This is a genomic window from Pantoea eucrina, assembly GCF_002095385.1.
Lineage (GTDB): Bacteria > Pseudomonadota > Gammaproteobacteria > Enterobacterales > Enterobacteriaceae > Pantoea > Pantoea eucrina.
Map to the genome: position 1 here is coordinate 1 of NZ_MIPP01000066.1, position 11,035 is coordinate 11,035.

The 11,035-nt window shown below is 58.0% G+C and carries 12 protein-coding genes, 1 pseudogene and 1 riboswitch; of the genes and pseudogenes, 9 read left to right on the forward strand and 4 right to left on the reverse strand.

The annotated features are described in order from the left end of the window. Window positions 1-116: 116 nt before the first annotated feature. Window positions 117-1,019 carry a gluconeogenesis factor YvcK family protein gene (locus HA43_RS17795; RefSeq protein WP_039383318.1) on the reverse strand — a complete coding sequence of 301 codons (903 nt, stop codon included), beginning with the start codon at window positions 1,017-1,019 and terminating at the stop codon, window positions 117-119. Window positions 1,020-1,209: 190 nt separating this feature from the next. Continuing rightward, window positions 1,210-1,345: riboswitch (molybdenum cofactor riboswitch) on the forward strand. Here HA43_RS17795 and moaA point away from each other — a divergent pair. The 7 genes from moaA to HA43_RS17830 all read left to right on the forward strand — a co-directional run bounded on the left by moaA (window position 1,334) and on the right by HA43_RS17830 (window position 5,969). Beyond that, window positions 1,334-2,320, forward strand: a complete 987-nt coding sequence (moaA, locus tag HA43_RS17800) for a GTP 3',8-cyclase MoaA (RefSeq protein WP_039383320.1) — start codon at window positions 1,334-1,336, stop codon at window positions 2,318-2,320. (Overlaps the previous riboswitch by 12 nt.) Window positions 2,321-2,337: 17 nt before the next feature. Then, a complete protein-coding gene (gene moaB / locus HA43_RS17805; RefSeq protein WP_094112268.1) occupies window positions 2,338-2,859 on the forward strand; it encodes a molybdenum cofactor biosynthesis protein B in 522 nt (173 codons plus the stop codon). Further along, window positions 2,856-3,341 (forward strand): cyclic pyranopterin monophosphate synthase MoaC, encoded by a 486-nt coding sequence (gene moaC, locus HA43_RS17810; RefSeq protein ID WP_094112269.1) that lies wholly within the window; start codon window positions 2,856-2,858, stop codon window positions 3,339-3,341. Before moaB ends, moaC begins: the two co-directional genes overlap by 4 nt. Continuing rightward, window positions 3,334-3,579, forward strand: a complete 246-nt coding sequence (moaD, locus tag HA43_RS17815; protein ID WP_094112270.1) for a molybdopterin synthase sulfur carrier subunit — start codon at window positions 3,334-3,336, stop codon at window positions 3,577-3,579. The genes moaC and moaD overlap by 8 nt, the downstream gene beginning before the upstream one ends. Before the next feature lie 2 nt (window positions 3,580-3,581). Then, window positions 3,582-4,034, forward strand: a complete 453-nt coding sequence (gene moaE / locus HA43_RS17820; protein WP_039383330.1) for a molybdopterin synthase catalytic subunit MoaE — start codon at window positions 3,582-3,584, stop codon at window positions 4,032-4,034. 76 nt (window positions 4,035-4,110) lie between these two features. After that, on the forward strand, window positions 4,111-5,205 hold the full coding sequence (locus HA43_RS17825) for a DUF1615 domain-containing protein (RefSeq protein WP_094112271.1): 1,095 nt from the start codon (window positions 4,111-4,113) through the stop codon (window positions 5,203-5,205). Window positions 5,206-5,261: 56 nt separating this feature from the next. Beyond that, window positions 5,262-5,969 carry a Bax inhibitor-1/YccA family protein gene (locus HA43_RS17830; RefSeq protein WP_039383334.1) on the forward strand — a complete coding sequence of 236 codons (708 nt, stop codon included), beginning with the start codon at window positions 5,262-5,264 and terminating at the stop codon, window positions 5,967-5,969. Between the two features lie 66 nt (window positions 5,970-6,035). Here the strand turns inward: HA43_RS17830 and HA43_RS17835 are convergent, their stop codons facing one another. From HA43_RS17835 to HA43_RS17845, 3 genes and pseudogenes are all read right to left on the reverse strand, one after another. Further along, window positions 6,036-7,001: a lysylphosphatidylglycerol synthase domain-containing protein gene (locus HA43_RS17835; RefSeq protein WP_094112272.1), complete on the reverse strand. Its 966-nt coding sequence runs from the start codon at window positions 6,999-7,001 to the stop codon at window positions 6,036-6,038. Continuing rightward, a pseudogene (clsB, locus tag HA43_RS17840) lies at window positions 7,001-8,244 on the reverse strand (cardiolipin synthase ClsB). Before clsB ends, HA43_RS17835 begins: the two are co-directional and overlap by 1 nt. Next, the gene (locus HA43_RS17845; RefSeq protein WP_071669005.1) at window positions 8,241-9,002 is read right to left on the reverse strand and encodes an endonuclease/exonuclease/phosphatase family protein; all 762 of its coding nucleotides are present in this window, start codon (window positions 9,000-9,002) and stop codon (window positions 8,241-8,243) included. The pseudogene clsB and the gene HA43_RS17845 overlap by 4 nt, the downstream one beginning before the upstream one ends. A 176-nt stretch (window positions 9,003-9,178) precedes the next feature. Between HA43_RS17845 and HA43_RS17850 the strand changes: the two genes are divergently transcribed. Next, the gene (locus tag HA43_RS17850) at window positions 9,179-9,571 is read left to right on the forward strand and encodes a YbhQ family protein (protein ID WP_039383339.1); all 393 of its coding nucleotides are present in this window, start codon (window positions 9,179-9,181) and stop codon (window positions 9,569-9,571) included. A 254-nt stretch (window positions 9,572-9,825) separates the two neighbouring features. Continuing rightward, window positions 9,826-11,035 (forward strand): ATP-dependent RNA helicase RhlE (gene rhlE / locus HA43_RS17855; protein WP_094112273.1); only part of this gene is annotated, 1,210 nt, incomplete at its 3' end.

An 11,035-nucleotide genomic window follows, 5' to 3' on the forward strand; every position in this document is an offset into this window, starting at 1 on the left:
CTATAAATGGCGCCCCTACGCAAATCTCTGTAGGGGCCGCATTTATGCGGCCCTGGCGCATTTATGCGGCCCTGGCGCATTTATGCGGCCCTGGCGTATTTATACGGCTGGCGGCTTTAAAGCGCCTGGATGGCGTGCTCCAGCGCCAGGCGCAGCAGCTGTCGATCGTGGCGATAACGGATATCTTCAGCTTCCAGCGGCTCCTGCACAATAATGCGCTGCGCCAGACCCTGCGTGTCGGCAGTCGGGCTGATCACTACGGCATCAATAACCCGTTTACCAATCGCCTGCTCCATAATGGCCAGCTTATCTGCCACGCTAAGACGGGCGGCTGCCGGGCTAAGCTCGCGGCCAAGATTGCCAATAAATACCATCGTAGCGGGCGTACGCCGCAGCGCGCGCGCCATCTCTTCCATCAGCAAAATCGGCATCAGGCTGGTATAGAAACTGCCCGGGCCAATCAGGATCAGATCGGCTTCAGCCACGGCGTCCAGCGCTTCGCGGGTGGGATTAACCGCCGGATGCAGCATCAGCGCCTGTGGCGCCTGACGCATCTCATCAATCGCGGTTTCGCCATACACCATGTTGCCTTCTGCATCCTGCGCGACCAGATCAACCGGCTGCTCTGACATCGGGATGAGAAACGCATCAACCTTAAGCAGATTGCGGATAATGTTAATCGCTTCCAGCGGACGCACGCTGAGATGATCCAGCGCTTTCAGGATCAGGTTGCCAAGATTGTGGCCCGCCAGTTCGCCGTTACCGGCAAAACGGTATTCAAACATCGCGGAAGCGACGCTGGGCTCGGTGATCAGCTGATTAAGACAGTTGCGCATGTCTCCCCAGGCGATCCCCCCTTCTGAACGGCGGATACGTCCGGTGGAGCCGCCATTGTCCGTGGTGGTCACTATACCGGTGAGTCGCGAGCCCAGCGGCGCCAGCGCTGACATGACGCGGCCCAGGCCGTGCCCGCCGCCCAGTGCCACCACGCGATCTAAATCTGCCAGCGTTCGATTCATGCTACTCCTTATCGGTCCACTGCGCTGAAAGCCAATTCTTTGCTGCCGGGGGCAGCGTCATGTGGCGCAGTTTAGCCTATTCTGCTGCGATAATGCCGCGAAAAATCGTTATATATCATGTTATACAACGCACGCAGTGACTGGCTGACTGACGCAAAGCGCGCTACCATCCAGAGACCGAGTTGTCCTCAATGACAACAAACTCCCAAGCCTTGCGCGCCTAAGTCAAATGATAGGGCCGCCTGGCCGCAGCGTCATGCTGCCAGGGTGCAGAAAGAAATGCCTGCATCTCCCGACTTTGGAAAGGTGTTAAGGTGCCACAATTTACAGATGCCTGGGCGCGCAGCTTCTACTATTTGCGCCTGTCGATCACGGATGTATGTAATTTCCGTTGTACTTACTGTCTGCCGGACGGCTACAAGCCTGGCAGTACCCGCAACAAAAGCTTTCTCTCGCTGGATGAGATCCGCCGGGTGACCCGCGCCTTTACCGCGGCGGGAACGGAGAAGATCCGGCTTACCGGCGGTGAACCCTCGATGCGTCGCGACTTTACCGACATCATCGCTGCCGTGCGTGAAAACGCCGCGCTGCGACAGATTGCGGTGACCACCAACGGCTATCGCATGGCGCGTGACGTACAGTCATGGCGCGATGCAGGGCTGACGCACATTAACGTCAGCGTGGACAGCCTTGATGCGCGGCAGTTTCATGCCATCACCGGGCAGAACAAATTTGCTGAGGTCATGGCCGGTATCGACGCCGCGTTTGACGCCGGATTCGAAAAAGTCAAAGTTAACAGCGTGCTGATGCGTGATGTTAACAGCCAGAGTCTGGATACGTTTCTGGCCTGGATCCGCACGCGTCCGATTCAGCTGCGTTTTATTGAGCTGATGGAAACCGGTGAAGGGGGCGATCTGTTCCGGCGTCACCATATCTCCGGTGAGGTGATCCGCGACCGGCTGATCGTGCAGGGCTGGCAGCGGCAGCCGCGCGGCCGCAGCGACGGGCCGGCACAGGTATTTCGTCATCCCGACTATCAGGGTGAGGTCGGTCTGATTATGCCTTATGAAAAAGATTTCTGCGCCAGCTGCAACCGGCTGCGCGTCTCGGCCACCGGTAAACTGCACCTCTGCCTGTTTGGTGACGGTGGGGTAGAGCTGCGCGATCTGCTCGCCTCCGATGCACAGCAGGACGAGCTGCAGGCGCGTATCGCCCATAGTCTTGGCCAGAAAAAGCAGACCCATTTTCTGCATCAGGGCCAGACCGGTATTACGCAAAATCTCTCTTTCATTGGTGGCTAAACACAGGAGTTACAGCCATGGCTAAACCAACCGGCGAATTTACCGCTCTGACTGCCGCGGTGCTGACCATATCCGACAGCCGCGATGCGGCGAATGACACCTCAGGAGACTATCTGCGTGAGGCGCTGGCGGACGCGGGGCATCAGGTGGTGGATCACGCTATTCTGCCTGACAATCGCTACCGCATTCGCGCCACGGTGTCGCGCTGGATCGCCAGCGACGATATCCAGGTGGTGATTGTGAACGGCGGCACCGGCTTTAACAGTAAAAACAGTACGCCGGAAGCGCTGCTGCCGCTGTTTGACCGCGAAATTGACGGCTTTGGCGAACTGTTCCGTATGTTCTCGTATGAAGATATCGGCAGCGCAACGCTGCAGTCGCGCGCCGTTGCCGGCCTCGCCAATCAGACCCTGATTTTTGCCCTGCCAGGCTCTACCAGCGCCTGCCGCTGCGGCTGGGAACGCATCATCGCCGATCAGCTGGATGCGCGCACCCGGCCCTGTAATTTTGTCTCTCATCTGAAGAAAGTCACTGTATGAATCAGTTAACGCATATTAATGCCGCTGGCGAAGCGCACATGGTTGATGTCTCCGGCAAAAATGAAACCGTGCGCGAAGCGCAGGCGGAGGCGCTGGTTTTAATGTCACCTGCCACGCTGCAGATGATCATGGAAGGCAGCCATCATAAAGGTGATGTCTTTGCCACGGCCCGTATCGCCGGCATTCAGGCGGCGAAGCGCACCTGGGAGCTGATACCGCTCTGTCATCCGCTGATGCTGAGTAAAGTGGAAGTGACGCTGGAAGCGGAACCGGCGCAGAGCCGGGTACGCGTTACTTCGCGCTGCCGCCTGACCGGTAAAACCGGGGTAGAGATGGAGGCGCTGACGGCCGCCTCCGTGGCGGCGCTGACCATCTATGACATGTGCAAAGCGGTGCAGAAAGATATCGTGATTGACCAGCTGCGCCTGCTGAGCAAAAGCGGCGGGAAGTCAGGTGACTTCAGGGCGGTCAGCCATGATTAAAGTCCTGTTTTTTGCCCAGGTGCGTGAGCTGACCGGCACCAGCGAACTGACGCTGCCGGAAGCCTATCCTGACGTGGCGGCACTGCGTGCTGCACTGGCGCAGCGCAGCGACCGCTGGGCGCTGGCGCTGGAATCGGGCAGGCTGCTGGCCGCAGTCAATCAGACGCTGGTCCCCATGACGCATCCGCTGCAGGCGGGTGATGAAGTGGCTTTTTTCCCGCCGGTCACCGGAGGTTAACCATGACAACCCGTATTCGCGTTGGCCCCGAGCCGTTTGATACCGGTGCTGAATACCGGCTGCTGGCCGCAGACGATCGGGATGGCGCTATCGTTACCTTCACCGGTAAAGTGCGCAATCATAACCTCGGCGCCGACGTAGCGGCGCTGACGCTGGAGCACTATCCGGGTATGACGGAAAAAGCGCTGGCGGAAATCGCTGAGGCTGCCCGGCAGCGCTGGCCATTGCAGCAGATAACAGTGATCCATCGCGTGGGTGAACTCTTTCCCGGTGATGAGATAGTGCTGGTGGGCGTCAGCAGCGCACACCGCGGCAGCGCATTCGCAGCCGCAGAATTTATAATGGATTATCTTAAAACCCGTGCGCCGTTCTGGAAGCGCGAAGCCACCCCGGAGGGGGATCGCTGGGTGGATGCGCGTGACAGCGACCATCAGGCAGCGGCGCGCTGGGAGTAATAACTGACAGGGCGGGGGCCGGGAGCCTCGCGCCCGCAACGTGCCTGAAGCACGCATTTTTTTATCAGGGAGCAGGATGAAACCAACCTTCTTACGCCGCGGCGCGCTTCTGCTGACCGCGCTGATCGTGGCCGGCTGCAGCAGTAAAAAAGAGCCGCAGGCGCCGGCGCGCCAGCCCGCAGATGTTAAAGCGCAGATTGAGCAGCTGCTGCCCGGGTACGTGACGCAAAAATCAGCCTGGGCTGATGACATCTATACCGCTTTCCGTGTCCAGCAGCTCGATACGAGCGCCAGCAATCTGTGCGCGGTGATCGCCGTCGCCGGGCAGGAGTCAAATTTCAGCGCCGATGCTGAGGTGCCCGGGCTGCCAAAAATTGCCTGGGGGGAGATTGACCGGCGCGCGGCAAAGCTGCACATTCCGGCATTTCTGGTGCGGACTGCGCTGCTGATCAAATCCTCCAATGGTGAAAGCTACGCCGCGCGGCTGGACAAGGTGCGCAGTGAAAAGGAGCTGAGCGCCATTTTTGATGATTTTATCGATATGGTGCCGATGGGGCAGACGCTGTTTGGCAAACTGAACCCGGTACACACCGGCGGGCCGATGCAGGTAAGCGTTGCCTTTGCCGAGGCGCATGCGCAGGGCTACCCGTATGCCATCGATGGTTCGATCCGGCGCGAGGTGTTCAGCCGGCGCGGAGGGATCTGGTTCGGCACGAAGCATCTGCTGGGCTATCCGGCAGACTATAGTCAGCCGCTCTATCGCTTTGCCGACTTTAACGCAGGCTGGTATGCCAGCCGCAACGCGGCGTTTCAGGCCGCGATTGCGCGCGCCAGTGGGATCCGCCTCGCGCTGGATGGCGACCTGATCAATTACGGCAGCGAGCAGGCGGGCTCGACTGAGCTGGCGGTGCGTACGCTGGGCAAACGCCTCGATATGAGCGACCGGGAAATTCGCCGCGATCTGGAAAAAGGGGATACGGCGGACTTCAGCAATACAACTTTGTGGAAACAGACCTTTATTCTGGCGGATAAAATGGCGGGCAAGCGGGTGCCGCGTGAGATGCTGCCGGGGATCAAACTGGAGAGCCCGAAAATTACCCGTAATCTGACCACCGCGTGGTTTGCCCAGCGGGTTAACAGCCGATATCAGCAGTGTATGACGCGCCGTTGAGGCGGCATGGTATACACTTCACTCTGACCCTGTAATTTCTATTTGAGAGGTGCATCATGGATCGATATCCACGTAATGATTCGTTTGTGCAGCCGGCGTCGGCCGGGCTGCAGGCCTATATGGCTCAGGTGTACGGCTGGATGACCTGCGGCCTGCTGCTCACCGCGTTTGTCTCCTGGTTTGCCGCGCGTACGCCTGCGGTCATGGAGCTGGTGTTCGCTAACCGCATTACCTTCTTTGGCCTGATCATCGCACAGCTGGCGCTGGTCTTTGTGCTGTCGGGTCTGGTCCAGCGTATGAGCGGGGCCGTGGCGACGGCGCTGTTTATGCTCTATTCGGCGCTGACCGGCCTGACCATGGCGAGTATTTTTCTGGTTTACACCTACTCGTCTATCGCCAGCACCTTTTTTGTTACCGCCGGAATGTTTGGGGCGATGAGCTTTTACGGCTACACCACCAAACGCGATCTGAGCCGTATCGGCAGCCTGCTGTTTATGGCGCTGATTGGTATCGTGCTGGCGTCGCTGGTGAACTTCTGGCTGAAAAGCCCGGCGCTGATGTGGGCTATTACCTATATCGGCGTGGTGGTGTTTGTGGGGCTGACCGCCTATGACACGCAGAAACTGAAAGCGGTGGGTGAAAATATTGACGCCCGCGATAGCGAAAACCTGCGTCGCTACTCCATTATGGGGGCGCTGACGCTCTACCTCGACTTCATCAATCTGTTTTTGATGCTGCTGCGGATTTTCGGCAACCGCCGCTAAGACGCCGGCTTTATCTTTACCGGGGGCGCAGCGATGCGCCCCCGTTTTTTATCCTTCCAGCTGCGGTTACTGCTCTGCCATTTTCTGCTGATTTTTGTGTCGCAGATGCTTCGCCCGGCTCTCCAGCCAGAGATAAAGCACCAGCGCCAGCAGCAGCGGCAGAATGAAGTAAAGAACACGGTATGCAAGCAGCGCGGCGATAATTTCACCGTGTGACGCGTGCTGTCCGCTCAGCAGCGCCAGAAACACCGCTTCCAGCACGCCGATACCCGCCGGAATATGAATAATGACGCCGGCAATACTGCTGATCAGCAGCACGCCCAGCACGATGGGATAGTCCACTTCACGCATCAGCAGCAGCCAGATAATGGTGCCCATCACCATCCAGTTTGCGCAGGAGACGGCAAACTGGAACAGCGCCATACGCAGTGAAGGCAGCTGCAGCCGCTGGCCCTTCACCGTCCACTGCCGCTTTTTCGCAAAGGCGCAGGCCCAGAGATAGACTGCCGTCAGCAGCAGCAGTATGCCTCCGATGATACGCAGCGTGCCTTCACCGATAAACCAGCGTGGCGGAATCGGCACCATGCCGGAGACAAACACCACGCCGCCCAGTAAAATATAGCCAAGCCAGTTAGTGGCAATGCTCAGTGAAAAAATACGGGTGATGGTGCTGCCTGACAGACCCAGGCGTGAATAGAGGCGGTAGCGCATGGCGACGCCGCCCACCCAGGTGCTGAGCGTCAGATTAAAGGCGTAGCAGATAAACGACACCAGCATGACCTGCCGCTTCGACAGCTTATGGCCGCAGTAGACCCGGCCAATCAGATCGTATAAGCCGTAGGTAATATAACTGACAATCACCAGCCCGGCGGCACCCAGCACCACATAGCGGTTGTAGCCGGTGATAACCTTGTAGACATCTTCCCAGTTGACTTTGCGCGCGTAGACCACCAGCAGAACAACGACGGCAATAAAAAAGAGCCACGTGAGAATTTTTTTCGCCAGCCGCCACTTCGGATTCTTTTTGCTCATCAGGATTTCGCTCCTTCATTATTGGCTTCCACCCGATCCTGCGTCTCCATCTCAGGCTGAACCGGAGGCGAGACCTGGGATAGCTGAGGCGTATGCGCAGGCAGCCAGCCAGCAATGGCCGGGAAGTGGCGCAGAAAGTGGAAGACAATGACGCCTTTGGTTAACTGCCACCAGTTGCGCGGCGGCAGTTTGTCATCCTGGACGCGCACACAGTCGTGCTGAATCAGGCCTTCCAGATTATCGCGCAGCGTCTGGTTGAAAGCGCGGTCGTGAATGATCAGGTTAGCTTCAAGATTAAGCGACAGGCTCAGCGGATCGAGGTTACTGGAGCCGACGGTGGTCCAGTGCTGATCCTGCACCGCGACCTTGCCATGCAGTGGCCGGCGGCAATACTCATAGACCTCCACGCCGCCATCCACCAGATAGTTATAGAGCAGCTCGGCTCCTACTTTCACAATCGGCATATCGGGCTCACCCTGCACAATCAGCCGCACGCGCACGCCGCGCCGGGCAGCGTTGCGCATCTCGCGCAGCAGGCGATAGCAGGGAAGAAGTAGGCATTAGCGATAATCACGTCGCGTTTCGCTTTGCGCAGCATATCCAGATAGTGCTGCTCAATGTCGTCGCGGTGTTCATTGTTGTCGCGATAAACAAACAGCACCTGAGCGCTGCCGGGCTGGGCATTAACGGCCACATGTCTTGACGGTTTTCCCCACCAGCGGCGGGTGATCTGATCGCTGCCCATCGCCATCTGGACAAAGCGGGCGATATCGATCACCACCGGCCCCTTTACCTCCACGGCATAATCCTGTTTCGCTTCCGGACCGTAATCGGTGTTGTGCTCAGCCGAGAAATTGATGCCGCCGACAAAGGCGATCTGCTCATCGATCACTACGATTTTACGGTGCAGACGGCGAAAAAGATTGGTACGCATCCCCATGACCAGCGGGCGCGGATCGTAGTAGATAAACCGAACGCCCGCCTCCGTAAGGGTATTAACAAACTCATCAGAGAGATCGGGAGAGCCATAGCCATCTACCATGACTTCGACCTTCACGCCGCGCTGTGCCGCCGCCAGCAGGTCACGGTGCAGCGCCTTACCTACGTTATCTTCAAAAAGAATAAAGGTTTCGAGCAGCAGCGTGCGCTCGGCGCGCTGGATGGCACCCGATACGCGCGGAAAAAACGCTTCGCCATTCTCCAGCAGGCGCAGCTGGTTGCCGTCACGCCAGTTGAAATTCATAGGAATATCTCCACCGCCAGCGGCGCATGATCGGACAGATGAGACCAGGGTTTGACCGGCAGCGCCCAGGGCTGGCTGACGGACGCATTACGAATATAGATACGATCGAGGCGTAAGAGCGGAAAGCGTGCCGGGAACGTGCGCGCCGGCCGGCCATTTTTCAGGCTGAACACCTCTTTCAAACCGGCACCGCGCTGCAGAAAACGGTTAGCGCGCACCTGCCAGTCGTTGAAATCCCCGGCTACGACCAGCGGTGCATCCGCTGGCAGCGCGTTGATCACCTCGCACATCATCTTCATCTGCGTCAGCCGATGCTTCTCTTTCAGGCCAAGATGGACGCAAATTACATGCAGCGGCTGTGCCCGGTCGGGCAGCGTAATCTGGCAGTGCAGCATGCCGCGCTTTTCGCTGCCAGCAACGGAAATGTCGCGATTTTGATATTCAGCAATAGGAAAGCGTGACAGTATCGCGTTGCCGTGGTGGCCTTCGGGATAAACCGCGTTGCGGCCATAGGCGAAGTCGTGCCACATGGTGTCAGCCAGATACTCATAATGTGAGTTCTCAGGCCACGCTTCTATCTGTGCGGCATGAATAGCGTGGGTACCCATTACCTCCTGTAAAAAGACGATATCCGCTGATGTGGCGCGTACGGCGTCGCGTAATTCCGGCAGAATAAAACGACGATTAAACGTGGTGAAACCTTTATGGGTATTGATCGTCAGGACTTTAAATGAAAATCCTTGCGTGTTTTGTGGCATACTGCGACGCGCTCCTTTTCATCATGAATAGAACAAAGTGTAGTCTTTGTCACAAACGGGTGGTGCCAGGGCGAGAAAATTAAGGTCTTATCTGAAATTTGTTTTACATTGAGGAAATCCGTCTGGCTTCGGTCAGATACACTTGGGCGACCTGTTGGGTCTGCCAGGAGAAAAGTATGAAATGGTCTAATCGTGTTCAGATTGTTACCGGTCAAACCTGTCTGCACATCGCCACGCATTTGCTGGTAATTGCCGCACTGGTCTGGGGCTGGAAACATAAGGCACTGGTTGAAGTGAGCAGTACCCTGGTGGCAGCTTATGCGGTGGTGTTTATCTCCATGCTGGCCCTGCAGCGTAGTGCCCGTTTACGCCGTATGGGTGACACTCTGGAAGAGGTCACCACAACCTACTATTTTGGCGCAGCGATGCTGACGCTGTTCCTGATCTCACGCTTTTTCCATAACAACCTGCTGATTGGTTGCCTGGGCGTGGTCATGCTGGTGGGTCCGGCGCTGGTCTCTCTGCTGGCCAGAGAACCTGCCCCCCGCGTGGAGAAAAAGCGTAGCTGACCGCCGCGCATTCCGCCAGTCAGGGAGCCTTAAAGGCTCCCTTTTTATTGCCTGCTGCACGCCACGCCACGCAGCAACAACCGGCGACGCGCCTGTTTTGCAGGTCGCAGTGTGCAGGGAAAGCTGATACACTCGCCCCCTTACGCATGGTAGTTTGTGCCCTTTTCACACGCAGGCCCCCGGGGCTGCGTCATATCCCCCCTGAAAACTACATCGCGCAGCGCGATCAGGGCGGTTCGGAGTAATACACCTGCATGTCCTTTGACTCTCTCGGCTTGAATGCCGATATTTTGCGTGCGGTAGCAGAACAGGGCTATCGCGAACCGACGCCAATTCAGCGTCAGGCAATTCCCGTAGTGCTGGCTGGCCGCGACCTGCTGGCGAGTGCCCAGACCGGCACCGGTAAGACCGCCGGTTTTACGCTGCCTCTGCTGCAGCGTCTTTCTGAAAACCCTGCCGCTGCACGCGGCCGCCGCCCGGTGCGCGCGCTGATCCTGACGCCAACGCGTGAGCTGGCCGCACAGGTCGGTGAGAACGTGCGCGAATACAGCCAGTACCTGAACATGCGTTCTCTGGTGGTATTTGGTGGCGTCAGCATTAATCCGCAGATGATGAAACTGCGCGGCGGCGTTGACGTACTGGTGGCGACGCCAGGCCGTCTGCTGGATCTGGCGCATCAGAATGCGGTTGATCTCTCGCAGGTAGAAATTCTGGTGCTGGATGAAGCCGATCGCATGCTCGATATGGGCTTTATTCACGATATCCGTCGCGTCCTGGCGAAGCTGCCGGCGAAGCGTCAGAACCTGCTGTTCTCAGCAACCTTCTCCGATGAAATCAAAACGCTGGCAGAAAAACTGCTGACTAATCCGGAGCAGGTCGAAGTTGCCCGCCGCAACACCGCGTCAGAGCAGGTGTCGCAGCAGGTGCACTTTGTTGATAAAAAGCGCAAGCGGGAACTGCTGTCGCTGATGATTGGCCGTGACAACTGGCAGCAGGTACTGGTGTTTACCCGTACCAAGCATGGTGCCAACCATCTGGCTGAGCAGCTGAATAAAGATGGCATCACCGCGGCGGCTATCCACGGTAATAAGAGTCAGGGCGCCCGTACCCGCGCGCTGGCTGATTTTAAATCGGGCAGCATTCGCGTGCTGGTCGCTACCGATATCGCTGCACGCGGTCTTGATATCGAAGAGCTGCCGCACGTAGTGAACTATGAGCTGCCAAACGTAGCGGAAGATTACGTACACCGTATCGGTCGTACCGGACGCGCGGCGGCAACCGGCGCCGCGCTGTCGCTGGTCTGCGTTGATGAGCACAAGCTGCTGCGTGATATCGAACGCCTCCTGAAGCGTGAGATCCCGCGCATTGCGCTGCCGGGGTTTGAGCCGGATCCGAGCATTAAAGCGGAGCCGATCCAGAATGGTCGCCAGCAGCAGCCGCGCGGTCGTGGTCAGGGGCAGGGCG

Coding starts and splice junctions, on each gene's coding strand:
- HA43_RS17825 (WP_094112271.1), top strand. CDS start 4,111: ATGAAACCAACCTTCTTACGCCGCGGCGCGCTTCTGCTGACCGCGCTG.
- HA43_RS17795 (WP_039383318.1), bottom strand. CDS start 1,019: ATGAATCGAACGCTGGCAGATTTAGATCGCGTGGTGGCACTGGGCGGC.
- HA43_RS17835 (WP_094112272.1), bottom strand. CDS start 7,001: ATGAGCAAAAAGAATCCGAAGTGGCGGCTGGCGAAAAAAATTCTCACG.
- moaC (WP_094112269.1), top strand. CDS start 2,856: ATGAATCAGTTAACGCATATTAATGCCGCTGGCGAAGCGCACATGGTT.
- moaD (WP_094112270.1), top strand. CDS start 3,334: ATGATTAAAGTCCTGTTTTTTGCCCAGGTGCGTGAGCTGACCGGCACC.
- HA43_RS17850 (WP_039383339.1), top strand. CDS start 9,179: ATGAAATGGTCTAATCGTGTTCAGATTGTTACCGGTCAAACCTGTCTG.
- moaB (WP_094112268.1), top strand. CDS start 2,338: ATGGCTAAACCAACCGGCGAATTTACCGCTCTGACTGCCGCGGTGCTG.
- HA43_RS17845 (WP_071669005.1), bottom strand. CDS start 9,002: ATGCCACAAAACACGCAAGGATTTTCATTTAAAGTCCTGACGATCAAT.
- moaE (WP_039383330.1), top strand. CDS start 3,582: ATGACAACCCGTATTCGCGTTGGCCCCGAGCCGTTTGATACCGGTGCT.
- HA43_RS17830 (WP_039383334.1), top strand. CDS start 5,262: ATGGATCGATATCCACGTAATGATTCGTTTGTGCAGCCGGCGTCGGCC.